Source organism: Stieleria mannarensis (assembly GCF_014154935.1).
GTDB lineage: Bacteria > Planctomycetota > Planctomycetia > Pirellulales > Pirellulaceae > Stieleria > Stieleria mannarensis.
Window position 1 is genome coordinate 142,615 of the sequence record NZ_JACEHH010000008.1, and the last position, 26,428, is coordinate 169,042.

Sequence of the window (26,428 nt, forward strand, 5' to 3'; positions counted from 1 at the left end):
GGCGATCGATCACTTGGTCAGCACGGCGAAGCGGATGTCGCTGACCTTGGCATCGGGCAGTTGCTTGGTGATGTGTTTGATGATCGAGCGTTTTTGAAAGGTCAATTCCTGGATCGTCACCGAGTCTCTGGCAAACACCTTTAACACGCCGCGGTTGAGTTTTCCGACGGTGACCTCAGCCGCCAGTTCCTTGCCGACCGCCGCGGCGATCGCTTCGTGGAACTGGTCCGTCGCGGCGATTTGGGCGTACCCGCGTCGCGAGATCAGCTGGCTGACCAGTGAACCGATCGATTGCACGCGGGGTTTGGGCGGATCGGTCGGTCGGTTCATCGTCGGCGTTTAATCAGTGGCAGCGGCTAGTGCTATGACAGTCGCCTAGACGGTGGCTTCGGCTTTTTCGCCGATCATCGTTTCCAGCTTGCGGATGTCGGCGGCAAAGCGGCGGATCCCTTCGGCCGTTTTCTCGGTCGCCATCGCATCTTCGTTCAGCTGGAACCGGAACGTGTTCTCGTCCATCGTCACCTTTTCGACGTCGCTCTGCTTGGCGGCCGCTTCGTCCAGTTTCTTTTCGATCGGGTCGGTCGACGCTTGCAATTCCGCCAACAGATTGGGGCTGATCGTCAACAAGTCACTGCCGGCCAATTCGATAATCTGGCCGACGTTGCGGAAGCTCGCCCCCATGACTTCCGTCTTGTAATCGAACTTCTTGTAGTACTGGTAGATCTGGCGGACCGATTGGACGCCGGGATCGTCCGCACCGCTGTATTCCTGGCCCGTCGACTTCTTGTACCAGTCATAGATCCGGCCGACGAAGGGCGAGATCAATTGCACCTTGGCATCGGCACAGGCGATCGCTTGGGGCAGCGAGAACAATAACGTCAAATTGCAGTGAATGCCTTCCTTTTCCAGCACTTCGGCCGCCCGGATGCCTTCCCACGTCGACGCGATCTTGATCAGCACGCGATCGCGGTCGATGCCTTCGGCGGCGTACTGATCGATCAGCCGCTTAGCCAGCTCGATGGTGCCTTGGGTGTCAAACGACAGACGGGCGTCGACTTCGGTCGAGACCCGGCCTGGGACGATTTGCAAAATTTCTTTGCCGAACAGGATCAGCACGCGATTGAGGATGCTGTCGATTCGTTCCTGGCCGGATAGTGTTCCGCCGGCGTGTTCATCGATCGCCTGTTCGATCAGGTGGGCGTATTGCGGTTGGCTGGACGCGGCCAAGATCAACGAGGGGTTGGTCGTGGCGTCTTGCGGCGCGAATTCTCGCATCGATTCGAAATCACCGGTGTCCGCGACCACTTTGGTGAACTGTTTGAGTTGGTCGAGCTGGCTGGCGGAGGCGGAGGCGTCGTTCACGTGTCGGGTTCCCTGGAAAGCGGTGTGAGATGATTTCGAAGCGGTGACCTGATTCTACTGCCAACGGGCCGGCTGGGACATTCCACCCGCGGCCGCTCGTACCGAATCGCCCGTTACCGATCGCGCGACATCGGCATGATCACGTACGAATAACCGTCCTCGGTGGTCATCAACGCCGGTGAGGATCCGGATTCGATTTCGATTTGAAAGCTTTGTTCACGATCGAGCACCTTGCAGAAATCCGCCAGATAGCGGTGGTCCATCGTCAACGTGATCGGTTCACCGTCATAGGCGATCGGCAGCTCGATCTGCGATTGCCCGACGTCTTTGGTGCTGGCTTCCAATTTCAAGGTTCCATCGCCGAAGGTGAAATCGATGCCGCGGCTTTCTTGGTCGGTCACGATCGCCGCCTGACGCAGTGCGGCAAAGACGGGACCGACGGTCAGATCCAGCTGGACGGCATCGTCGCGTTTGGGCAACACCTGACGCCAATTCGGATAGCGGCCTTCGACCAGCCGCGAGTAGATGACGGCCGACTTGGTTCGTAGCAGCAAATCGCTTTGGCGGGCCGCGACGTCCACCGTGTCTTCGCTCTCGTCGACCGCCCGTTCCATCAGTTGGATCGCCCGCGTCGGCACGATCGTACTGGTGCCGACCGTTTCATGACCGCCGATCGATTCCCCTTCGCCCTCCATACAGGCCAGACGCCGGCCGTCGGTGCCGACCGCGGTGACCGAATTGCCGACCAATTCCATCAGCACGCCGCCAAGGGCGAATCGGCTGTTGTCGGTGTCGGTGGCAAACACCGTCCGCCGCACCATCGAACGGAAGAACCGCGTCGAGATCACGTGGTACTTGTCTTCTTCGAACGAAACCACCGGCGGAAACTCGTCGGGGTTGCTGCCGGGCAGCCGGAACTTGCTCCGCGCCCCGCTGACCTGAATCCCCGAGTCGTCGGTCTGCAACGTCAGCGTCTCGTCATTGCTTTCCCGCAAGATCGCCATCGTCCGCTGGACCGGCAACAACGCCGTGCCCTCGGTTTCGATCTCCACGCCCTCTTCGACCTCCAACCGGATCCCGACTTCCATATCGGTGGCGGTCAGCGTCAGTTTTCCGCCCGACGCGGTGATTTTGACGTTTTGCAAGATCTCCTTGGGAGACCGAGCCGGGGCCACACTGGCGGCCAGTGAGAACGCGTTGGTCAGGGGTTCACGGGAACAAGAAATCTTCATGGATGGTAAGCAATCGGCGGAAGGTGCGATTTTTCGGTTCCATGTTGTACCGCAATCCGTCGATTGCGGCACGGTGGCTGGAACCGACGTCAGGGTTTGGCCCGGTGGGTTTTTATTCTCATGAGAGATTTTTATTTATCGTCGTTATCGTAACCTTTCGGCCGATGCGGTCAGTGGACGCCCTCTGACGGAGGTAACTTGGTAACCAACCGCGACTTAGGTGATTCATTGGGGTGTGGAAAAGCGGTCATTGTGGTGTCGGCCGGATGTTGTCCTACGGTCGGTTTTCTAACAGTGACGAACAGCCTGACGGGCCAGGCAGCAATCGACCGACGCGCCGCTCGTCAGAACACCGACCGGGCAGTGACGGGTTTTCCACGTGAAAAAACCGAGAAAAAAGTCATCCCCAAGCTGCCAGAGCGATGCGTAGCGGATCCACTCGCTCGCGCTTCGGGCTCGCATCACAAGGTGAGAAGAGACCAAGCTGAGAAGGGACAGACCCCGCCGGCGGAATGGAGTCAGACCACGGATGGCAAAGCGTACCCACGGATGGAGAGCGTTCAGGGACCGCGAGAGGAGGGACCCGGAGAGGAACCGGGGACAGACCCCGCCCATCCACCTGATACCCGAGGGACAGACCCCCGGCAGGATCCAGCGGGGACAGACCCCGCGCAATCGAGCGAGGTCCGAGGGACCGGGGACAGACCCCGGATGCAGTCAGGAATCCGTGGGTACGCCTTGCCATCCGTGGGTTCCATATCATTGGGGACAGACCCCGCACGTCCACCTGATACTCGAGGGACAGACCCCCGGCAGGATCCACCGGGGACAGACCCCGTGCAATCGAGTGAGGTCCGAGGAACCGGGGACAGACCCCGCGCCGGCAAGACTTGAAATTCAGGGGACAGACCCCGGGGGGCAGTCAGTGTGGCGTCAGTAGGATGTTGTTCCAGGGTCGATTTCCCGACAGCGACGAACAGGCGGGTGGGACGAGGACGAATCGACCGACGCGCCGGTCGTCAGTCCACCGACCGGTCAGCAACAGGTTTTCCACATCCAAAAAAGCTCAAAAAAAGCTCCGCCACCGGAAGGCTCCGCCGGGGACAGGCTCCGCCGGGGACAGACCCGGACCACCGGAATGGATTTTGACCACGGATGGCAAAGTGTACCCACGGATGGAGAGCGGTCTGAAATCCGTGGGTACGCCTTGCCATCCGTGGGTCTCCCTCAGAATGGTTCCGCTGGGGACAGACCCCAGGGACATTGCCCCTCGCTCACGCGTCGGGCTGGCATTGCTCACGCGTCGGGCTGGCATTGCCACCTTGCATTGGAATAAATCAACACGCCGGGAAGAGTTTTGCTTGCGAGCGGGCGTCGGCTAGGCGGCCAGTTTTTCGGTGGCTTCGACCATCATTCGACTCAGGTCCGCGTCCTGCTCGAGTAGCGTTTCGGTCTTGCGGATCGCGTGCAGGACCGTCGAATGATCGCGGCCGCCGAAGTAGGCACCGATCTTGTCCAGACTGGACGAAGTGAATTTGCGGGCCAGCAGCATCGCCAGTGAACGGGCGCGGACGACCGATTGTTTTCGCGATCCGCTGCGAAGATCCTTCGTCCGATGACCCCAGATCCGGGCCACGATGCGAGTGATTTGGCCCAGATCGATCTCCGAGCGTTGACCGGCAGCGTTGATCGCCGATTGCACCGCCGCGACGTCCGGCGGCGACTGGTTCATCCGGCAAAACAAGTCGACTTGCTTGATCGCCGAGTCCAACGCCAACACCGAGATGTCGCTCCGCAAGCCGGCATCGAGCAATCCGATCAAATCCTCTGACAACTCCAAACCGCGGAGCAACGCCAGTTCCCGAAGGATCGTCAATCGGGATTCAGCGGTGGGGTAAGCGATCGGGATGGTCAACCCGATCACGCAGCGGCTGGCCAATTGGGGGCGGATCGAACGGATTTCCGAAGGCAGCCGTTTGCTTGCAATCAGCGTCGGCTTGCCCGCGGCGATGCGTCGTTCGATGCGATTGGACAATTCGTCTTGGGCGGCTTTCTTGCCCGCGATCGAATCCAAGTCATCGATCACCAAGACCGCCGCGTCGTCGATCGTTTCCCGCAACGGCGGCAAGTCGTCCGCCGCCACCGCTTCGGCATACTCGCGGGCGAAGTCCGATGCCAGCAAGTACTTCACCGCCCTGGCGTCACCGCCGAGTGAAAGCGACGCCGCGATGCGGGCCGCCAAATGCAACACCAACGTCGTTTTGCCGCATCCGGTCGGACCGATCATCAGGATCGGTTGCGACATCGCGATCGACGGATCGGACTGGGCTACAAACGATGCCAGCCGGTTTTCATCGCCGCTGATGAAGAACGGGAGCGATGCCGCGGCGCGTTGCCGGGCAAGCTTCGCGTCGCGAGACCGCTGGCGCAACAACGGTCGCTCCAGCGGAAACGTCTCGGTCTTCGGTGCGGCGGGTGAGGGATTCACGGAAACAAATCGGTTGACGATGGATGATTCACGCCCGCTGACATTTTACCCCAAAACCAACATTTTCAAGTCAGTTTTCCACTTAGTTTTCCACAAAGTCTTAGGATCTTAACCTATTGTAAACACGGCAGATACGGCGAGCCGATTCGACGATTTCTTCCTCCGTGGAAAACCGACTCAGACTGAACCGGATCGCACTGCCGACCGCCCATTCGGGGCAGCCCATCGCCAGCAAAACATGGCTCGGAGGGCTGCTGCCACTGCTGCACGCCGATCCGCTGCTGCAGGCCACCCCGGCGAAGTCCAACGCCATCAACATCGACTGCCGATCGGTGCCCGCAAACGAAACGCAACTCGTTCCCGGCAAACGGGTTTCGTTCTCGCCGTGGATCAACAACCCGGCACATTCGCGGCGTAGCGTCGTTTCGAATTGATCCCGTTGGCTGACCATCTGCTGACAGCTGGCCGACTGGTTTTCCACAGCGATTTCGAGCGCTTTGGCCATCCCGATGACGAGCGCGACCGGCTCGGTTCCCGGGCGGGTGACCAGCTGTTGCTCCCCACCAAACAGCAGGGGGCGAAGTTTGATTCCGGCGTCGATCCACAGCGCCCCCACACCGGCCGGCCCGTGAAATTTGTGCGGGGTGAGGGTGATCGCCGCGGCGGGGAGGTCGGCGATGGTGGCGGGGAGTTTGCCGATCGATTGGGTCGCGTCGACGTGCAACAATGCACCCGCGGCGTGACAAACCTCAGCGACGTCGACGATCGGCTGGACCACACCGGTTTCATTGTTGGCCGACATGACCGAGACGACCGCTTGTTGGCCGGCCAGATCGGTAAGCGTTTCCCGGAGCGCGTCGACACGGACCACGCCGCCGGCGGTAACGGGCAGAAAATGGACGCGTCGGCCTTGCTTTTGAGCCTGCTGGGCGAATCCGATCACGCTGGCGTGTTCGATGCTGCTGACCACTAGCGGCGCGTCGGGTTTGCCTAAACCGGCCAACGCCAGATTGTTTGATTCGGTGCCGCCGCTGGTCGTGATCAAACGGGCGCCGCCGGGCACGGACAGGTCGCTGCCGATGCAGGCCCCGATCCGCTGGATGGCTTCGTCCAGTCGATCGCTGCAGCCGCGGCCGATGGCGTGCTGGCTGGACGGATTGGCCGGCCCGCGGAGCATCTCGGCGTGGATCACGTCGGCGACTTGCGGGTCGATCGCGGTGGTGGCGTTGTTGTCCAGATAAATCATTCACCCGCCACGGCTGTCGAGATCCGCGAGTTGTTGCGAGGCGGGGTAGTCACGTCGCGCTTCGGCTAGCAAGTCGTCGGCCAAATCGGCGCGGTCGGCGTCCCGCAGATCGTTGACCAACATCACATATTGGTCGACCAGCCAGCGATCGACCGCGGCGGTCAATTCGGCGGCGTTGTCCTGGCCGGGTAAGGTTCGAGCCAATTGAAACAGCTCGGGCAGCATCACATACAACTCCCGTTCGGCCAACCGTTGGACGGTCGGCCACAAGACGGACGCCCGGTTGGGATGATCGTTGTTCCAGCTGACCCAGAACGGGCTGCCGGAATCTTGCAACTGCATCGTGTCGGTCAACAAACCGGCCACTGCGGGGGTGCTGGTCGGTCCTCGGCGGAGCGAGACCAAATGCCAACCGCTGGGCTTTTTTCCCCGCACCACGGTGATCCAACCCTTGGCCCGAATCTGACGCGCCAGCGGCCCGGTCGAGTCCCGACGTGTGATCGGGGTGATTTGAAGGTGCAAAAAAGGGATCTCGTAAAACGAGAATTGGCGGGTCTGGAAATGGCTGGGGGCAAACTCGGTCCCCGACACATTGCCCTTGATCGCCACGACGGTCGCGACCAAAAATAGGCTCAGAACCGTGCACACGATGATCAGTGAGCGGCGCGACCCTTTGCGGGAGCGACGCGGCGGATGGGGTGAGCGGGTGGAAGAGACCGACGTGGACACGATGCCATCCATTGGGGATGTTTGGGCGAACCATCAAAGTTACAGCCAAAGTACAGCATCCACCAGTTTATGCCATGTATCGATCGACGTCGCTTCGCAAATCGCCGGGAATGCACGCTGTGATGTCGACCGGCGGCAGACGCCCCTGGCCGAGGCGGGCGGCAGTCGGCCGGGCAGCGACCGGCCCGGCGAAATCCAAACGGCGACCCTACGATGTTCTTTTTCCCGGCGTTACGGTCGACCGGGCAGTGCAAGGTGAGGGGCCATCGCCGGCCGAAGCGGCCGAGGATGAAGATCCGACGATTCGCCGGATGCGATTGGAAGCGGTCTTGTTGCTCGCAAAAACGCCGTTGACCACGCGAAAACTGGCCCAATTGGCTCACTTGGCGGATGGTACCGAGACCCGTACACTTGTCCGCCGCTTGAATCAGATTTACGACAACCAGGGTCGATCGATCCGGATCGAGCAGGTCGCCGGGGGTTTTCGAATGTTAACCCGCGCCGCTTATGCCCCTTGGTTGGCCCGACTGGGACATTTACCTTCAGCTGTTCGGTTATCATCGCCGATGATGGAGACGCTGGCCGTTGTCGCGTATCGCGGTCCGGTTTCACGCGCCGACGTCGAGGCAATTCGCGGTGTGGCTTGCGGGGAGTTGTTGCGGCAGCTGATGGAACGCGATTTAATTCGAATTTCCGGGCGGAGCGAAGAGCTCGGTCGACCCTATCTCTACGATACGACAAAGCAATTTTTACAACTTTTTGGACTTCCCTCCGGCGACGCCCTGCCGCCGATCAATTGGGAACCGTTGCAAGAAGATGAAGAAATAGACCCAGAACCATTTGATCCAGAACACTCGAGCTAAGCAGTTTCGACATCTACGAAGGAGTCAGTCGTGAGCCTTGTTGCTTTCGCATCGGTCACCCCAACCCACCCGTTCGCATCCTCTCCCGCGCCGACGACAGATCATCTGGTCGATGATTCGTTGCCGTGGTTCCCCGTCGATCCGGTGCTCGACACGCCGCTGGCGGTGATCGAAGACGAAGAAGATGATCTGTATGAAGGCGATCATGACTTCGACGACGAAGACGATGACTGGGACGACATCGACGACGACGACGACGAGGATGAAGATGACGACGACGATGAAGGGGACGATGAAGAGGACGACGACTGGGAAGAAGTCGACGACGAGGATGACGACGACTTCGGCGATGACGACGAAGAATCAGACGACTTCGACGACGATGAAGCCGATGACTGGGACGACGATGACGATGACGACTGGGACGACGAGGGCGACGACGAAGAATGGGATTGAATTCGATCAATCCCCCAACCGGAATAGCTCCCGCAACGCCTTGACCAGCCCCTTTTGATGCCCCTCGGCCGCATCTTCTTTTAATGACGACAGCGGCGGGTGCAACAACTTGTTGATCAACCGGTCAAGCGATTTCTCGATCTCTTTCTGCATCGCCGGTTCGCCGCCCAAGGCGTGCAACTTGGGCAGCAACCGCTCCAGTTCGTCCTGTTTGATCTGCTGGGCATGTTGCCGCAATCGTTTGATCACCGGACCGGTCGCGCGATGATTCAAATCGGTCAATAAACGCTGCGTTTCCTCGGTGATGATCCGCTGCGCTTTGGGCCATTCCTTTTCCCGCTCGTGCCGATTCCGCTGGCACGCCGCCTGTAAGTCATCGATCTGGTACAGGTACAGGTTGGGGAAATCGTCCAGCCGGGCGTCGAAGTCTCGCGGCACGGCCAGATCCAACACCAACAGCACTCGGTCGCGTCGCTGTGGCCGCAGTTTGGCGTACTGCTCGTACGTCAAAATCGGTTCGGTCGCCGCCGTCGTGCCGACCATCAAGTCCGCTTGCACGACTTGATCCAACAAACTCTCCCAAGGGGCGTATCGGATCGAAAACGCATCGGCCAGCCCCTTGGCTCGTTCCAACGATCGGTTCAAAACCACGATGTCATCCGCACCGGCCTGGATCAGATAGCGGAGCGTTTCTTCGCCCATCTCTCCGGCGCCGCAGATCAACACCCGTTTGCCGACCAGCGAATCGAACACCTCGGGGACGACTTCGCCCACCGCCACGCTGGGAACGCTGACCCGGCGGCGATGAATCTCCGTCTCGTTTTGAACCCGTTTGGCGGCATGGTTGGCGGCTTGAAAGACCGCGTGCGTCAGCGGACCGGCCGATCCGGATTGACACGCCAAATCGTATGCCTGTTTGACTTGCGACAGGATTTGTGATTCGCCGATCACCATGCTGTCCAGACTTGATGCGACCGTGAACAGGTGTTCGACGGCATCATGCCCGCTGCGATAGATCATCTGCTCGACGACTTCATCGGCCGGCAGCTGATGCTGTTCGGCCAGGAACCGGATCACGGCATCCCGGTCCAGCGAGAACTCTTCGTCGGTCGTCGTGTACAGCTCGGTGCGGTTACAGGTGCTCAGCAGCACCAGTTCGCCTTTGGGAAACCGTCGTCGAAACTCGTCCAAGGCCGAATCGATTTGGTCGCCCGAAAACGCAACCCGTTCGCGGAATTCGACGGCCGAGTCGTGGTGACTGCAGCCGATCATTTGCAGTTTCATCAGCCCACCCCGTGTGAACTGAAGATGACGCCGACGAGCGCCAGGACCAGAAAGCCCAGGCTGGCCAACGTCATGTAGAACGCCTTTCGACCTCGGCTGGCCGGCGAATACAGAAACTCGATCGCCGTGGCCGCCAACAGCCACAGAAACAGAACCAGGGACAACAGAATTCCGCCGTCGGACCATTCAAAGTGCTCGTTTTGATTCAAATTCATGATCGCCCCGGCAACCACGCCGATGCCCACCGCCGCGGTGCTGATCACGAGTGTTCGTCGGTTGGCCCAGTCGAGCGTTTCCAGCGTCGGCAGACGGAATCCGCGCATCCCGGCACGTTTGTGTTTCAGCCGCCAGGATTGCACCAGGTACATCACCCCGGCCAGAAAACCGACCAACACCGCGCCGGTCCCGACCATCATTGCCAACCCGTGAATCGATCGCCACGCGTTGGCGGTTTCGGTGCGAGAGAACCGCTCCCAGCCGCCGATCCAAATCCCCAGGCCGATGGTCAGCAAGATCAGCGGCAGAAAAAAGAAACTGATGATCGTGTCGCTGCGGCGGACATAGGCGATCAAAAAACAGATCGCCAACCCCAGCGCCAACAATAGCGACCACTCCGCCCAGCTGGACAACAGCCCCCGGCCGTCATCGTCGGGCAGATCCACGGCCCGCAAAAACAGGTAGCTGATGTGGGTGAACAGGCCCACGCCCATCATCGCCAACACGGCCGGGGTGCGAAAACGGAATTGGCCGACAAGCCGCGTCAGTTCCAGCAGCAACGCCACCAGATAACTGGTGAAAAAACAGGTGATAGAAATCTGGTGAAGGATTCCCAACACGGGCGATTTGGCTCCAAAAGCGGTCCCGAAACAAACACGTTGCAGCCTGTCATGGTACACATCGGCGTGAAAATGGCCAGAGTCGACCGGCCGACGGGGGCTCACCAAGGACGCTTCCGCCATGTTCGGATGCCGATTTTTCCGGTGTCATCCAGTCGCACCCGAATGGCACCGACGCGGGCGGTGATGTGCACGCCGCTGCCGGTCACCGACAACATCGTTTCGACTTCCGTCCGCGCCGCCCGACGGCTGCCGCTGACGATCGTCTGCCGCGGACGTGCCCAAGCCAACACCACGTCGGCGTCCATCGACAAACTGCCATGGTGGGGTGCCATCAACACGCCGCCGGCCGGCGGCCGAGTCCGTGAGGCAAGCATTCCGGTCCCCGGCGGCTCCAGATCCCCCGGCAACAACAGCGTCCCGCCGCGATGGTCGATTCGCAACACCAAACTGTTCGCGTTGTCGCTGCCTCTGATCCGGCCTCGCGGCGGATGCAACACCGTCATGCCCGCCGGCATCACCATCAACCCGAGATCATCCGCACAAACCTCGCGCACCGGAACCTGGTGCCGCTCGATCGCCGCTCGAACCGGTGCAAGGGCGGCGTCATCGCCGCGGAGCATCGCCGGCGGAGTGATGATCTGGTCGACCGAAAACCGATCCAAGATCGCCGGCAACGCGTTGTAGTGATCCGCGTCGGCGTGCGAAAGAAACACCCCGTCCAGGTGTGTCACCCCCAGTGACCACAACGCGGTGTCGATGTCGCGACTGGTGCCGAAGTGGTTGCCCATCCGACCGCAATCATACAACCACACCTTTCGGTCGGGCGTCCGCACGATCACGCTGGTCCCGTGGCCGACGTCAATGAAGGTGGCTTCAAGCGAGCCCGGCGGCAGCGGACTGACACGCGTCGACACCACAAAAACCGTCAATCCCCACGCCACCACCCAGCCACAGCGAAACCAACCCGCTGGCCGCGACCGCCAAATCAACGACCCCGCCATCACCGCATAAAACAGTCCCACCGCGGCGGTCGGTGGTGCCGGCAGCCACAGGTGCCCGCCCGGCCAACTCGCCGTCCATTGGATGATCCACCACATGGATCGCAAGGCCAGGTGACAGACCGTTCCGGGGATCATGCCCAACCAACTGTGAACGGGATCCAAGATCACCGTCAACACGCCGGCCGGCAACGCCAACATCAATCCGGCCCACACCAACACGTTGGTCAACACGCTGACCAGCGACACCAGATGAAAGTTCGACCACACCAACGGCAAACTGACGGCCGTCACGCAGGCACTCAGCCAGGCCATCTGGCCGAAGAACCGGGTGACCGTCTTGACGTTGCGGACCCAGCGGCTCTGCGACGCTTCGACCAGCGTTTGGAAACCGGTTTCACGTTGCAATTCCATTTCCGACCGCATCGAACCCGGGGCGATCGGTCGCCCGGCCAACATCAACGTGATCACGGCCAAGAACGACAGATGAACCCCGACCGAAAACACGTTCATGGGGTTCAACAAGATCAGCAGCAACGCCGCGACGCCCAATGTATTGATCGGCTGGGACGTCCGCCGAACACAGGTCGACAACAACAGCATCGAAATCAAGATCGCCGCCCGCATCACCGGCGGACGACCACCTGTCACCGCGACGTACAACGCACTGATCGCCACGATCACCACAAACCGGCTGAGCGGCTGGAGCCCCAGTGCGGAAACGATCCAGGTCACCACCAGCACCAGAATCGCCAAGTGCATCCCGCTGACCGACAGCAGATGTGCCGTGCCGGTCGCCAACAACGCATCGCGTGTCTTCGGGTCCACAAATTCACGCTGGCCGACGACCAACGCGACCGCCAACGGACCGGTCACGTCATCGGTGTGACGCAGCAACGATTCACGCCCCCGAGTGGCGATCGCCGCGACCGCCGATGCGATCGGGTGGGGCGATGGATCCAGCAACGTGATCGCACCGGCGTGCTTCGTCTCGATTCGCCCGTGCAGCCCGCGGCGTCGATACGAAGGACGCAAGTCGCTTTCGCCAGGATTGGTCGGACCGTCAAAGGGACGCAGCCAACCGTAGATCTCCAACCGATCCCCGGGGCGAAATCTGCTCAAGTCCCCGTCAACGTAAACCAACACCTTGCCGTCGATCGCTTCATAACCGTCCGCCCCACGGCGTTGATCCAGCTCAACCGTCAATTGGCTTTGCCATGGCGATTGATCATCACCCCAGCGGCCGTAAGAAACCGGATTGCGGCGCAGCGAAACCGTGCGATCGAGTCGACCGCGGACCACGATCGGCTGGTCAGATTGATCGACCAACGCCATGATCGATGCGCCGCGATAGGATGTTTCGCTCCACGCGTGCAACGCCCCAAAGCAACACATCCACAAGACCGCGGTGCACGTCCAACGGACCGCGCGAACCAATCGGAACGCTCCCGAGCGGGAGGGACGCAGCACGTGATCGATCACCAGGGGCAACAAGCCCGCCACCGCGGCGATCGACAACCAGCGCGTCACGCTGGTCCAAAACGAGGCGTACCACCACGCATCACAAACCACTCCCAGCGCCGCGAAGCAGCTGGCGATGAGAAATGGAAACCGGTGCAGCATCGACACCAATCGTCCGCCGGGCTGGAGCAAGTCCAGATGCAACCAGTCCCGCTGCATCCATTGCCGCAGCCGCGATCGTCGCCTCCAAGCCGCGTTCACCCCGGTCGCTCCCATTAGCGTGCTGGCAATCAACAGGATTCGCCGCCCCAACGTAGCTACCTTCGCCAGAAGCTGGTCCCCCCGGGATTGTCCACACTCCCCGGTCGCAAACGATCAAAAGTTCTGACCGAATGATCCGCACGACCTTCTGCGGCAAAAGTGGCGACGTCAAAGTTGCCCTCTGCCGTTAGAATAGACCAGTCGCGACTGGCAATGAAGTAGTCCGGCACCCCCTGAAGAGAACTTTCCATCGCAACGCCATTCCAATCGTGAAACCCACCGTCATGAATCAACCCACGCGAGCGATCACGTCCCTCCTTTTTCTGCTATCGGCCGTTTCCGTTTTGAACGCACAAGTCACCGCAACCAAGTTGAAGTATCCCGTCACTGAAACGACGGACGTCCAAGATTCGTACCACGGCATCGAAGTCGCCGACCCCTATCGTTGGCTGGAAGACACCGAGAGTGCGGAGACCGAACAATGGGTCACGGCACAAAACGAAGTCACCCAGGCTTACTTACAATCGCTTCCCCAGCGCGAACCGATGCGACAGCGGTTGGAAAAACTGTGGAACTATGAACGCTATGGCATCCCACGTCGTCGCGGCGAGCGTTACTTTTATTCTCACAACGACGGCCTGCAAAACCAAAGCGTCTTGTACATGGCCGATTCGCTGTCGGCTGAGCGCCAGGTGTTGATCGACCCGAACAAGTTGAGCGAAGACGGCACGGTCGCGCTGGCCGGAACGGTGTTGACCCGTGATGGTTCGTTGATCGCATACGCCTTGGCCGACGGCGGTAGCGATTGGCGGACCTGGAAAGTCCGTGACGTGGCCACCGGCAAGGACCTGGAGGATGTCGTCCACTGGGTCAAATTCAGCTCGGTCGCCTGGTTGCCCGACAACAGCGGGTTCTTTTACGCCCGCTACGATGAACCCGAAGCCGGATCCGAATTGACCGGCACGAACGAAAACCAACGCTTGCATTTTCATGCCCTGGGAACCGACCAGACCCAGGACCCGTTGATCCTGAAACGTCCCGATCATCCCAAATGGGGATTTTCACCGGTCGTTACCGACGACGGACGCTACCTGGTGATCCAAAATTGGAAAGGCAGCGAGCCGAAGTCACAGGTTTTCGTCAAAGACCTCCGCGATGCCGATTCGGAAGTCAAACCGCTGATCACCGGATTCGATTTCGAATACGACTTCATCGGTTCGATCGACGATACGATGTACTTCCTGACCGATCACCAGGCTCCGCGGCGACGTGTGATCGCCGTCGACGTAAGCGCGCCCGAGCGTGATCATTGGAAAGAAGTGATCGGCCAGTCCGAAGATGTGATCGAATCGGTCAGCCTGTTCGGCGAAACGTTCTACGTCGACGCCCTCCGCGATGCCCGCAGCCACGTCAGCCGATACGCGATCGACGGATCACCGATCGGTGATTTCGACTTACCCGGTGTCGGAACGGTCAGCGGGTTCGGTGGTCACCAGGATGCGACCGAGACGTTCTTCAGTTTCACCAACTACGTCACACCCGGAGCGATCTATCGAGTCGACTTGACCGAGGACTCTCCGGCCGAAGCGACGTCACTGTGGCGACAAAGCGAGATCGACTTGGATTTGGACGCCTTCGTCACCGAACAGATCTTTTGCAACAGTAAAGACGGCACAAAGATCCCGATCATCGTCACGCGTCGCAAAGACAGCAAGCTGGACGGCAGCAATCAAACCTTGCTGTATGCCTATGGCGGGTTCAACGTTTCGCTGACCCCCGTGTTCTCACCGGCCAACGCCGCCTGGGTCGACGCCGGCGGGATTTACGCGGTCGCCAACTTGCGTGGCGGCGGAGAGTACGGACGCGAGTGGCATGAATCGGGCATGCGGCTGAAAAAACAAAACGTCTTCGACGACTTCATCGCCGCGGCGGAACACCTGATCGATGCCGGATACACCACGTCAGGCCGACTGGGCATTCGCGGCGGCAGCAACGGTGGGTTGTTGGTCGGTGCCGTCATGACCCAGCGGCCCGATCTGTTCGGCGCCTGTTTGCCCGCGGTCGGCGTGATGGACATGCTCCGCTACCACAAATTCACGATCGGATGGGCCTGGGTCACCGAGTACGGCAGCAGCGATGAAGCGGACCAGATCGAGAACTTGTTGTCGTATTCGCCGCTTCACAACCTGAAGCCCGGGACGTGTTATCCGCCGACCCTGATCACGACGGCCGACCGCGACGACCGCGTCGTTCCCGGTCACAGTTTCAAATTTGCCGCGGCCCTGCAAGCGGCCCAGTCCTGTGACAACCCGACGTTGATCCGCATCGAAACCCGAGCCGGACACGGCGCGGGAACCCCGGTCAGCAAACAGATCGACCAATACGCCGACCTTTGGGCATTCTTGAAGGCAAACCTGAACTGACATTGCCGGCAATCCCGGCGATTTGCTATCGGCACGAGTGGGATCGGCTTCCAGCCTGTCAGTTCTCGTTCGGGGTAGCGGAACTCGCCAAGAGTTTCGGTTTCCTCGGCGAATCGCCGAAAGTCTTGGCGACTTCCGCTACTGAATTCTCCGGTTGATAAAGTACGAGAAGCCTACCCCACCACTACCCCTGCCACCAAAAAACGCGCCAATGGATTGCCCGCGGACACCCAGCGAATCGTTCCGGTTCGTCTACACGATCAACCGAGACTTCATCCCGTTCGCGCTGGTCAGCATCCTGTCGGTGATCCGGTCCCAGACCCGGCGTTGTGAATTCCACATCGTCCACGACGGCGACCTCCACGACGCCGATCAATCCGACATCGGCAAGTTAATCGACGCCAACGGCGCCTCGGTCGCCTTCCACCGCGTCGGTGACCAGTTCCCACGCCAGTTCGCCCAGCATTCCGATTGGGACGTTTCGGTTTTGTACCGACTGGCCCTGCCGCAGATCTTGCCGGCGGAAATCGAGCGCGTGGTCTACCTGGACGGCGACACGTTGGTCCGTGGACCGTTGGACGAATTGTTCAACCTGGACCTGGGTGATTCCGGCTTGGCGGCCGTTCCGGAAGCTCATCCGGCGGTCGAACGACTGGGGTTGCCGCCCGAATCGGCGTACCTGAACAGCGGCGTGCTTGCGATCGACCTGGCCACCTGGCGCTCGAAGCGGACCAGCGAAGCGATGTTGGACAAGGTGATGCAGGATCCCGATCGATGGGTCTATCCCGATCAAGACATCTTGGCGGTCCAGTTCGCCGGCGGTTGGACGCGTCTGGCGCCCGAGTACAACGTGACGCACCGTTTCTTTTCCGGTCCCGATGCGTTGCCGTTGCCGACACCCGATCCACCTGTCATTCACTTCAGCGGCCAGGGATCCAAGCCCTGGCAAACCTGGCGTCCGCATCCGTTCGCCGATGAATTCTGGCAGCTGGCCGAGGTGGTTCGCGATGCCGGATTCGAACTCCCGAACCGTCCGCAAAAGAAACGTCGTTGGTACCAACGCGGAATCGCCGCGGCGTATCGCAACCGCCGTCGTCGGATTCGCCAGCAGCGACGTGACAAGGCTGCGGCCGAACGTCAGATGCGACGAAAAATGCTACAGGCCCGTGATCGAGAAATGGTGTTGCAGTTTGCCGGCGAGATGACGGTCCGGCGCGGTCCGTTTACCGGGCTGTGTTACCCCGAAGCCTACTCGCACGGCAGCACGTTGGCGGCGAAGTTGTTGGGCACGTACGAAGCCGAATTGCAACCGGTGTTGGAACGTTTGCTTGCCAAAGACTATCCGGTGATCATCGACGTCGGCGGCGCGGAAGGTTATTACGCGATCGGATGCGCGATGCGTTGGCCGGATGCGCAGGTGTTGGCGTACGAACTGCAGCGCGAAGCCCGGGCGGCGATCGCCGAGATGGCGGCGGCCAACGGCGTGGCGGACCGCCTGGTCGTTCAAGCCGAATGCATGTTTGGCGACTTGTTTGGCCGCCGTGGTTTGGTGATTTGTGACATCGAAGGCGGCGAGGCGGAGTTGTTGGTCAACGAGCGCGCCGCCGAAGCGTTTGCCGAAAGCGACTTCCTGATCGAGACACACGACCTGTTCCGCCCCGGAATTTGCGAGCGGCTGCACGAACAATTCGCCGCCACGCATGACGTCACCGTGATCGACGCGATCCTGGACGAGGAACGCCCGAACCACTGGTCGCTTCCCGAACTCGCCAATCTCAGCCAGCCCCGCCAAGCCCAAGTGCTCGGCGAGCGTCGCGCCGGCCCGATGCAGTGGCTGCTCTGCGAGTCCAAACACCCTTTCCCCCACCGCCCCGACACCGCCAAACACGCCGCCTAGCCAGTGTCCCCAATAGCTCCGCCAGTGTAGAGCCATTGTCCCCAATTGCTCCCGACGATCGCCCCGATCGTCCCCCGGCATCCCAAAATCAGCACCGCCAACGACACCCACGGATGGCAAAGCGTCCCCACGGATCCCCGATTACGATCCACGCACGCATCCGCCTTCCATTCAAAAAGACCGTCGCAGCTCAAACCGAACGATGTCGCTGTACCAATTGCTGTCGGTCAGCACGGTTCCGTAACCGACATACAAACTTGTGGGGGATTGGCTGGTGGCAGACCGGCTGCCGCAGCGGTTTGACTTGATCGAAAACCGCGCGCCCAGCTTGAAGTTCACGATGGCGTCGTTGACCGCAGAATTTCGTTGACCGGTCGAATCACTACGCAGTCCATTGAACACGTGCCAACCGACGACTTCCGCAACCGGGGAAACATGCAAACGCGAATCGTCGTAGGCCTTGTAGCTGGCACCGAGTCCATACCGCAGTACCTCGCCGGCAAAGTCTCGCCGCTGGCCGTTTGAGTCGAGCGGGGGAGCCGTTGAGCCATCGATCGGGATCCAATACCGCAACTCCGACTCGACCGTCACATTGCGGCTGGGCCGAAGCAGGCTTAACAACCCCGGCTCAAGGCTGACGTGATCGGTGCTCAGACTCTTCCTTGCGTCCCCGGTTGGAAAGTACCCTCGCAGCTGCGCCGTAAGAAGCGTGGTTTCAGTCTCCAGCAACGAGGCTTTGCATCCAGCTTGGATGTCATACAAGCCTCCCGTGTTGTCATTGACCACCGGATCAATCCATCGAAACGGGAGTTCGGCGAACAGGGAAACGTAGTCCCAGCGATGCCATTCAAGGTACGTGGCGAGTTCTTGGTGATTGTCGATGCCGCGTTCCAGTTCGGGTGCACCGGCGACACCATACTGGGCATAGAAGAATTCGGCTCGGTCGGCAAAGCGACTGGAGAATGCGGCGTCAAAGCGAAGCCGGACTTGATTTCCCAGTACGGCGGAATCGATGTAGCCGACTCCGCTGTCACCGACCACAATTTGAGCGTCCGCGGTCGGAAGCGCCGCCAGCGACCACACAAGTGTGCTGGCAAACAGAAGGTTGCCAACGTTTCGGTTGCCCCGGTGGCGCATTTCCAAGGGATCTTAAGCGAGAGTCAATGGATGGCCTTCGCGACCGGTGACCGAACACATCGTTGATATCGGCATCCTGGGATCAATCGTTCAATCTTTCCGAGACGGACTTTTCAAAGGCGAGGTGTTGGTCCAGGAAGTCTTGAATCTCGGGATTTCGTGGTTGCCGACGGAGTGCGGCGCGCTGGCTGACGATGGCTTGATCGACGAATTGTTTGGCGGTGTCCCAGTCGCCGTTTTGTGAATGCAAGTATCCGATGCCGCCCAACAGGCGTCCCCGCAAGCTGTGGAAACGGGCTTCGGTCTCGGCAAACTCGGGAAACTTGTCCGTCATCCTTTCCAGCCGCCCGACGGCATTTTGAAACTCGCTCATCGACTCTTGCCGGCGACCGAGCATTGCGAGCGACCCGGCCACGCTATTGCCCGCGTTGGCTGATTCATACAAGTAATTTGGAACCCCGGGAAACTCATCGAACAACTCCCTGAACCGCTGTGCCGCATCGGTGGCATACTCGAGTGCCGCCTCGTTTTCACCGTCGGTTTCCGTCAGCAGCAAGTTCCCCAAGTCGACTTCGGCCACCGCCAAACGAAATTGATGATCCCGGTGGTCGCTCTCCAACGCGAGCGATTGCTTGAGGTTTTCGATCGCCCGCTCGTAGGATTCCCGTGCACCGACGACTCGGCCTGGAATCTTTCGCAGCAGCACGCCCAAGTTGATTTGGGATCGGGCCAGGTCCGCCAGAATGCGCGATCGGTCCTCTGACGGAACAGACGGGGCATCGACCAACTGTTGCAGCAACCCGATCGCGCGATGGAAGTCGTCTTCTGCGCGTGGAAACTCCCCTGTCTGTGTCAACAACAGTCCCAGGTTGTTCAACGTTCGACTGCGTTCAAGCTTGTACTCGGTGTTTTCCGGGAACCGCTGATGGAGTTTCGTTTGCAGGGAGAGCCCACGATCGAGATGCATGCGGGCCGATTCGGGATCGGTGATGCGAAGCGTCTCACCGAGCATCGCGTGCGACCGAGCCCATTGGACCTTCAAGTCGATGTCCAGCGGCGATGCTTCGATCAGTGAATCGAGCACCGCGATCGCGTCACGGAACGCGAGTTGGGCTTGCTGAGTTTCGCCCAGCAAGCTGTGCAGAAGCGCGATCCGATAGCGTGTCCGAGCGTACTGGTTCCAGAGCTGCGGATTCGTCGGCCGCGACAGCGACAAGCGTTCATAAAACGACAAGGCACGATGCAGCAATTCGCGTCGCGCCGTCTGCATTTGCGGAACATGTTCCAGCGAATCACTGGCATAGCTTGTGACCATCTCGTGGATCACGTCGAGTGAAATCGAAAAGAATTCTTCGGCTTCTTTCCGAGCTTGGATTTCACGTTGAACATGTTGACGTAGCCGGATCGACGAGAGCAGTGAAATCGTCGCGACCAAGAACAGCAACATCGCGATGCCGCTCGCCAACGCCGCGACGACGGGATTCCGGCGACACCAGCGAATCGATCGTTCCACGCGGCTGACCGGGCGGGCCAGGATCGGTTCACCGCGCAGGTAGCGGTTCAAATCGTCGGCCATGTCGGCGGCGGACGCGTAGCGTTTGGCAGGCTCCTTGGAGAGTGACTTCAGCGTGATGGTTTGCAAATCTGCATCGATCGCCCGGTTCAGTTCACGAGGTTCGACCGGCTCTTCGTCGATGACTTGCCGCAACGTTTCGATCGCCGACGCGGATCGAAAGGGAGGCCGTCCGGTGAGGCAGAAATAGAGCGTCGCGCCCAAGCTGTAAATGTCGCTGGATTGGGTGCAGCGCGAGGCATCCTGGGCCTGTTCGGGCGACATGAACGAAGGCGACCCCATCACCTCGCCCGTCTGCGTGCTGTCGGCAATGTCCTGGTCGGTCGCCTTGGCCAAACCAAAGTCCGCCACGTAGGGGCGTTCGGAGGGTTTGGCGGTCGGTTCAACATTTCGACTCTCGGACGCATCTCCTGCGGCGACATCAGGTTTGGACGTGGCACCGGACGAGAGCGTGGCCGCGGATGACGACGACGACACCCGGCTTTCGCGAAGCAAGATGTTTTGTGGCTTGAGGTCGCGGTGCAAAATACCGTGTCGGTGCGCGTGATCGACCGCACCGGCGACGTTGGCCATCAACGCAGCGACGCGTCGGTTCTCCAGCGGACTGTCCTGCACCACCGATGCCAGACTGGGACCGTCGATGAATTGCATCGAATAGAAAAGCGTGCCGTCGACTTCGCCGACATCATAAATCGTCACGACATGGTCATGGTCAAGCCGCGCTGCCGCTTGGGCTTCGCCGCGGAAACGCTTTTTCCAGGTCTCCGCGCGTTCCGAAGTCAACAGGGAAAGTTGGTCGGGCCGGATCAGCTTCACCGCCACGATGCGGTTGGCACTTTTTTGACGCGCCTTAAAGACCACGCCCATGCCGCCGGCACCGATTTGTCGCAACAATTCATAATCGCCGAACTCGCCAACGAAAGCGTGTTGGTCGGATTTGTTGCCGGCGGTGACCGCTTTCGCTCCCAACTGGTTGTCGAGGGTCAGGGCCAAGGTCGGTTCGTCGGCGGGATCCGTCGGGGAGCGATCCGATCGGGTGTGTTCTGTTCGGCCAGTGGCGTCAGCATTCAGCTCGGTGCTGACACCGGTGGTTGGCCAAGCGAGGTGCTGATCGCCCAACAGGGTTTCCAGCTGGTGGTCGATCGACACGTCAGCGCTCGCCAATTTTTCCAATCGCTGCTGACACGACCGGCACTGGCCGACGTGGTCGATCAGTCCGTCGCCCACGTCATCACGGAGCGAATCGATGCCCTCGCTCAATAGCATCCGCAGCGATGTTTCGGTGGGGCAGTCGATCATCATGGACCCGGCCGAAGCAGGTCGGCTTGCTCCAAGATCGCGACCTCTTCCTGCAGCATCTTTTTGACCTTACTTTTGGCAACCCAGACGGCACCGACCTTCATGTCCAACGACTCCGCCACCTGTTCGCCGGAACGCCCGTGTCGCGTCAGTTGCTCGAACGCTTGCCAGGTTTTCGGCTGCACTCGATCGCGGACCCGCAGCATGGCTTTCTCAAGCAATTCGCGTTTCCATTCGGCCTCCAACTGTTCGGCGAATTGATCGCCGTCGCCGTGCTGCTCGAGCAACTGATGAACAACCGTATCGCCGGTCGCGATCGCCTGACGCTGTTTTTTGGTCAACAGGTCGGCCCAGGCGCGACGGGCAATGGTTCGCAGAAAGCCACGAAAGCGGAGTTGGCCGTCGTACTCGAACGAAGCAGCTTGTCGCGAGAAAGCCATCAAGACTTCCTGCACCACGTCATCGGCATCGGAACGTTGCATCCCCCAACGGCGACACCAGGCGGAAACCAACGGGGCGTAGCGGGATTCGAAACGGCGCCATGCCGCGGAATCGTCGGGTCTAGATCGCAGCTGCCCGAGTAGCGTTGCACTGGTGGAAAGGTCAGATGGTTCGCTCACGACAGCCGCAGGGAAACAATTTTTCGAAAAACGAGAGAATCGCCATTAGGTTTGCGAAATCTCACGGAAGTACCTGCCAAGACGACCGCCGGCACCGGGCCTAAGTATAGGAACTGGGCCCGCAAAGTCGAACTGAATCACCGTACCGCATCCGCGTCTTGCGAGGAACCTTTCCGTGTTATCACATGATCAATTCATCCGACAGTTTACCGATGGGCTCAAACGCGACTATCGCCGCCATAATGCGTGGTACGCGAGGTTTGTCGAAGATTGGACGCAAGAGGACATTCTGACCAAATTGATCAACGCCGCGTACAAGCTGTACACCGCGACGGCCACCAACGCTCTCCAGTTGACCTTGCTGGGCGGCACCGAGATCCGCACCGAATCACCGCTGGTCCGCGCGTTCGGCGTCACCGCCGCCAACGGCATCCAGGACGAAGCGACGCGAAAGATCGTTCGGGCTGAATTCCTTCGTCGTGATTTTGAGGCCAAATCGAACTATTTGAAGAATCCCCACTGCACGAATCGACCGCAAAAGCCTCGTCGTGTCACGAAGATCGGTAGCATCCTGAGCGAGAAGTGCTGGAGCCCGATTCTGAACGACACACTGATTATCGGTGCCACGACGGCCGGTCAGCATTTTAAACTCGCGCTCACCGAAGAGGAGCGAGACGACTGGGAAAGGACCCACGGAATGAAAGTGAACCGGGTCGCGGTGCTCAGGTCCAATTTCGACAAGAACGAATGCAAGGATGCGTGGAAGGAGTTCTTTCGAGCAAACGTCCACATGTTCTTTGATGACGAAAAACGAAACCCGCGCGTTTTCGCCCGAGAGCTGATCGGTCTGTGCGCCTTCGGTTACCAGCCGGAATTCACCTGGCATCAACTCGGATTCAGCCGCTCGAAAGCCGGAAAAAGCATCACGCCGACGTTTCGGAAGTACCTTGACGCTCTGGTGGACGTCAATTTTCAAAGAAACGACCGGCAGGTGATTCTGGAAAAGTTGGGCGAGTTTCTGTTCAACGATCGACGGGCGTTGTTTTACGCCCCTCGCATGGTGGCGGCCCGCGATTTGGTGGGGTGACATGCAGCTGAAATCCGGTCCCAAATGAAAAAACCACGGATGGCAAGGCGTACCCACGGATGTCATCGAGACGGCGGCGGAGGGTTATACTCTGCTGGTGGATCGGCCGTTCAATGGGGGTAGCCGCCAGAATGGGAAGTGTCTCCGGACAAAACATACTTGAATGAAATTCGAATCCATGAACCGTCTTGTTTGTCTGCTTTGCTGCGTCATGGTTGTTCTCGGTGTTGTGTCGTCCGATCGCGGTGCGGTTGCCGATGATCGACCGAACATTATCCTGCTTTTGGCCGACGATCTGGGCTATGGGGATCTGTCCTGCTTTGGGTCTCCCGCGGTCAAGACGCCGTATCTGGACGGACTCGCCGAGCAAGGGATGAAGTTCACCCGGTTCTATGCCGGTTCGGCCGTCTGCTCGCCCACGCGAGCTTCGGTGTTGACCGGTCGCTATCCGCTGCGGTTCGGGATCACCAAACATTTCAATGACGTCAATCGATGGCTGCCCGAGGCGGCGACGACTGTCGCCGAACTGTTACGCGGTGCCGGCTACAACACCGCCCATGTCGGCAAGTGGCATCTGGGCGGATTGCACGTGAATGACCACGGGAAACGGTTGAATGATCAGCCGGGACCGCGTCAGCACGGGTTCGATTTCTATCAGACTCAGATCGAACAACAGCCCGTGCGCGGACGCATGGGCCGCGAGCGAACGCTCTTCCGCAAAGGTGGAACCGTGTTGCTGCGCAACGACCAACGCGTCGGCGAAGATGACCCGTACTTCTCGAAACACCTGACCGACGCCAACGGGGACTTCGCGATCGAGATGATCGAGTCGTTCGCTGCCGAGGAGCAGCCGTTCTTCATCAACCTGTGGTGGTTGGTGCCCCACAAGCCCTATGAACCGGCGCCGGAACCGCACTGGTCCGGCACCGCGGCCAAGCAGATCAGTGATGACCAGCATCGCTTCCGTTCGATGGTCCAACACATGGACGCCAAGGTCGGGCAGATTCTCAAAAAGCTTGACGAACTTGGCATCGCCGAGAACACGCTGGTCTTGTTCACCAGCGACAACGGAGCGGCCTATGAAGGTTTCATCGGCGAGTTGAAAGGCGGCAAAACAGACTTGCACGAGGGCGGAATCCGCGTGCCGATGGTCGTCCGCTGGCCCGCGGCGATTCCGGCCGGCAAGACCACCGATGCGTTCGGACACACGAACGATTTGCTGCCGACCTTCTGCGCGGCGGCCGGCGTCGAACTGCCGGATGACTTGTCGATCGACGGACTCAGCTTGTTGGATCACGTCAAGGGTGGTCGTCCGCCGAGCGCGGAGGAACGCGGCACGGTGTTCTGGCAAATGGATTTGTATCGCGGACTTCAACGGCATTACCCGAAACCGAAACCGTATGCGACCGAAGTTGCGAAGCGGGGCAAGTGGAAATTGCTCGCGCTTCGCGGAAAGCCGGTGGAGTTGTTCGACGTCGAAGCGGATCCCTATGAGCGGCTCAATGTCCTGGACGAGCATCCGGATTTGGTCGCGTCGTTGACGGTGGAGTTGGACGAATGGTTGAATGCGCCGCGGACGAGCGATTCATCGGGGACGACCTCCCGTCCGGACCGTCGTCGGTGGGACAGCGCCCGCGAGTCGCCTGACGGCTAGACACCAACTTGTTACTTTTAAATGACTCTATGAATCATCCCTCGATCACCATCACGTCGGCCGAAGTCATCGATCTTCGGGTTCCGACGTCGGACCAAATGCTCGGTTCGGACCCGTTTCACAAGGCGCCGGATTACTCCTCGGCCGTGCTGCATTTAGAAACCGACGCGGGGCTGCGGGGCGTGTCGGTCGTGTTCACCGTCGGCGCGGGTACGGATTGGATTTGCTACGGCATCCGAGACCTGTGCCGGCTGATCGTCGGCACCAGCTTGGACGATTTTTCATCCGCTCCGATCAAGCTGTATCGGCGGCTGATCGATCACCATCAACTGCGTTGGTTGCACGACGGCGTGTTTCGGATGGCCGCCGGCGCGGTGCTCAACGCGATGTGGGACTTGTGGGCCAAGTCGCTCGACAAACCGCTTTGGAAATTGCTGGTCGATCTGGAACCGGAGTTCGTCGCCGATTGCATCGATTGGCGCAACATCGGTGATGCGCTGACGCGCGACGAAGCGCTCGCGCTGCTGCAAAAGACGCGGCCCCACGTGACGGGGCGCGAGGCGGAGATGGCCGAGCGGGGACCCCGAGCCTATTGCACCGCCGGCTGGCTGGGGCTGAGCGATGACGAAATCCTGGCGACGATCCAGAAGCTTCAGGATCAGGGATTCGATGCGTTCAAGCTGAAGGTCGGACGCGATTCCGATCAAGACATTCGCCGGATCGGATTCATGCGCGATGCCATCGGTCCGGCGTCTGATTTGATGGTCGATGCGAATCAGTACTGGGGATTGGACCAGGCTAAGCGTCACATCGAGCGGTATCGGCCGTTCGATTTGAAGTGGATCGAAGAGCCGATCGCCCGCGACGATGTGCTCGGTTACGTCGAATTGGCCGAAACCTTCGCCGACGCCTCGTTTGATTTGGCCTGCGGCGAACAGGCGGCTTCACCAGTGATTTTCAAACAATTGCTCAAAAGCGGGGCGATCGGGTACTGCCAGATCGACGCGGTGCGCGTGGCCGGCGTGAACGACGTGATGGCGATCCTCCTGATGGCGGCCAAGTTCAACGTGCCGGTTTGTCCCCACGGCGGCGGCATCGCGCTGTGCAACATGATCCAGCATTACGGCATGTGGGATCAGATCGCGGTGTCGGGCCACTGTCAGACGCAATTGGTCGAGTACATCGATTTCCTGCAAGACGCGGTCGAGCAACCGGTGCGAGTCCGCGACGGATGCTACGTGACGCCCACGGCACCGGGCTGGGGATTGGAGTTTCGATCCGCGTTCATCGAGCAACACCGGTTCCCGGACGGGGAGGTCTGGAAGAATCGCAGTGCGGCGAAGAAAGGCGTGGCGTTTGAGATGGATTGAATGGTGGGATGAACGGTCGGGGAGGATGACAGAAAAATGGGGGGCAGAAAAATGTGGCCTGGGGCTTGATAGAAATGCCCACGGATGGCAGCGCGAACCCGCGGATGTCATTCGGATCGGTGGGCATGAATAACCACTCGCATCGTGAG

Annotated in this window: 19 protein-coding genes; 7 read left to right on the forward strand and 12 right to left on the reverse strand. The window is 60.0% G+C overall.

Going from position 1 to position 26,428, the window contains the following annotated elements:
- Window positions 1-9 precede the first annotated feature (9 nt).
- From H1B37_RS07720 to H1B37_RS07745, 6 genes are all read right to left on the reverse strand, one after another.
- A complete protein-coding gene (locus H1B37_RS07720) occupies window positions 10-330 on the reverse strand; it encodes a DciA family protein (protein ID WP_182866058.1) in 321 nt (106 codons plus the stop codon).
- Between the two features lie 45 nt (window positions 331-375).
- Entirely contained in the window at window positions 376-1,362 is a 987-nt protein-coding gene (gene tal, locus H1B37_RS07725; protein ID WP_182866059.1) for a transaldolase, read from the reverse strand.
- Between the two features lie 113 nt (window positions 1,363-1,475).
- Window positions 1,476-2,594 carry a DNA polymerase III subunit beta gene (gene dnaN / locus H1B37_RS07730; RefSeq protein ID WP_182866060.1) on the reverse strand — a complete coding sequence of 373 codons (1,119 nt, stop codon included), beginning with the start codon at window positions 2,592-2,594 and terminating at the stop codon, window positions 1,476-1,478.
- Window positions 2,595-3,972: 1,378 nt separating this feature from the next.
- Window positions 3,973-5,082 (reverse strand): helix-turn-helix domain-containing protein, encoded by a 1,110-nt coding sequence (locus H1B37_RS07735; RefSeq protein WP_182866061.1) that lies wholly within the window; start codon window positions 5,080-5,082, stop codon window positions 3,973-3,975.
- 100 nt (window positions 5,083-5,182) lie between these two features.
- Entirely contained in the window at window positions 5,183-6,328 is a 1,146-nt protein-coding gene (locus H1B37_RS07740; protein ID WP_182866062.1) for a cysteine desulfurase family protein, read from the reverse strand.
- Window positions 6,329-6,976 (reverse strand): hypothetical protein, encoded by a 648-nt coding sequence (locus H1B37_RS07745; protein WP_182866063.1) that lies wholly within the window; start codon window positions 6,974-6,976, stop codon window positions 6,329-6,331. It lies immediately after the preceding gene.
- Window positions 6,977-7,368: 392 nt separating this feature from the next.
- Between H1B37_RS07745 and scpB the strand changes: the two genes are divergently transcribed.
- A complete protein-coding gene (scpB, locus tag H1B37_RS07750; RefSeq protein ID WP_182866125.1) occupies window positions 7,369-7,920 on the forward strand; it encodes an SMC-Scp complex subunit ScpB in 552 nt (183 codons plus the stop codon).
- Between the two features lie 30 nt (window positions 7,921-7,950).
- Entirely contained in the window at window positions 7,951-8,376 is a 426-nt protein-coding gene (locus H1B37_RS07755) for a hypothetical protein (protein ID WP_182866064.1), read from the forward strand.
- Window positions 8,377-8,382: 6 nt separating this feature from the next.
- Here H1B37_RS07755 and hemA read toward each other — a convergent pair whose 3' ends face one another.
- The 3 genes from hemA to H1B37_RS07770 form a co-directional block, all read right to left on the reverse strand.
- Window positions 8,383-9,660: a glutamyl-tRNA reductase gene (hemA, locus tag H1B37_RS07760; protein WP_182866065.1), complete on the reverse strand. Its 1,278-nt coding sequence runs from the start codon at window positions 9,658-9,660 to the stop codon at window positions 8,383-8,385.
- Complete coding sequence (locus tag H1B37_RS07765) at window positions 9,660-10,496, reverse strand: cytochrome C assembly protein (RefSeq protein WP_182866066.1); 837 nt, start codon at window positions 10,494-10,496, stop codon at window positions 9,660-9,662. Before H1B37_RS07765 ends, hemA begins: the two co-directional genes overlap by 1 nt.
- 101 nt (window positions 10,497-10,597) lie before the next feature.
- Window positions 10,598-13,252: a ComEC/Rec2 family competence protein gene (locus tag H1B37_RS07770; RefSeq protein WP_182866067.1), complete on the reverse strand. Its 2,655-nt coding sequence runs from the start codon at window positions 13,250-13,252 to the stop codon at window positions 10,598-10,600.
- Between the two features lie 251 nt (window positions 13,253-13,503).
- On the opposite strand from H1B37_RS07770, the gene H1B37_RS07775 reads away from it, so the two are divergent.
- Both H1B37_RS07775 and H1B37_RS07780 read left to right on the forward strand, forming a co-directional pair.
- The gene (locus tag H1B37_RS07775; protein ID WP_182866068.1) at window positions 13,504-15,642 is read left to right on the forward strand and encodes a prolyl oligopeptidase family serine peptidase; all 2,139 of its coding nucleotides are present in this window, start codon (window positions 13,504-13,506) and stop codon (window positions 15,640-15,642) included.
- Between the two features lie 211 nt (window positions 15,643-15,853).
- Window positions 15,854-17,539 carry a glycosyltransferase family 8 protein gene (locus H1B37_RS07780; RefSeq protein WP_182866069.1) on the forward strand — a complete coding sequence of 562 codons (1,686 nt, stop codon included), beginning with the start codon at window positions 15,854-15,856 and terminating at the stop codon, window positions 17,537-17,539.
- A 171-nt stretch (window positions 17,540-17,710) separates the two neighbouring features.
- On the opposite strand, the gene H1B37_RS07785 is transcribed toward H1B37_RS07780, so the two are convergent.
- From H1B37_RS07785 to H1B37_RS07795, 3 genes are all read right to left on the reverse strand, one after another.
- The gene (locus H1B37_RS07785) at window positions 17,711-18,676 is read right to left on the reverse strand and encodes a hypothetical protein (RefSeq protein ID WP_182866070.1); all 966 of its coding nucleotides are present in this window, start codon (window positions 18,674-18,676) and stop codon (window positions 17,711-17,713) included.
- An 82-nt stretch (window positions 18,677-18,758) separates the two neighbouring features.
- Complete coding sequence (locus H1B37_RS07790; protein WP_182866071.1) at window positions 18,759-21,551, reverse strand: serine/threonine-protein kinase; 2,793 nt, start codon at window positions 21,549-21,551, stop codon at window positions 18,759-18,761.
- A complete protein-coding gene (locus H1B37_RS07795) occupies window positions 21,548-22,168 on the reverse strand; it encodes an RNA polymerase sigma factor (protein WP_182866072.1) in 621 nt (206 codons plus the stop codon). The genes H1B37_RS07790 and H1B37_RS07795 overlap by 4 nt, the downstream gene beginning before the upstream one ends.
- 175 nt (window positions 22,169-22,343) lie before the next feature.
- On the opposite strand from H1B37_RS07795, the gene H1B37_RS07800 reads away from it, so the two are divergent.
- The 3 genes from H1B37_RS07800 to H1B37_RS07810 all read left to right on the forward strand — a co-directional run bounded on the left by H1B37_RS07800 (window position 22,344) and on the right by H1B37_RS07810 (window position 26,279).
- Window positions 22,344-23,255 (forward strand): hypothetical protein, encoded by a 912-nt coding sequence (locus H1B37_RS07800; protein ID WP_182866073.1) that lies wholly within the window; start codon window positions 22,344-22,346, stop codon window positions 23,253-23,255.
- A 211-nt stretch (window positions 23,256-23,466) separates the two neighbouring features.
- Window positions 23,467-24,909 (forward strand): sulfatase family protein, encoded by a 1,443-nt coding sequence (locus H1B37_RS07805; RefSeq protein WP_353620802.1) that lies wholly within the window; start codon window positions 23,467-23,469, stop codon window positions 24,907-24,909.
- Between the two features lie 29 nt (window positions 24,910-24,938).
- A complete protein-coding gene (locus H1B37_RS07810; protein ID WP_182866075.1) occupies window positions 24,939-26,279 on the forward strand; it encodes an enolase C-terminal domain-like protein in 1,341 nt (446 codons plus the stop codon).
- The last annotated feature ends 149 nt before the right edge of the window (window positions 26,280-26,428 follow it).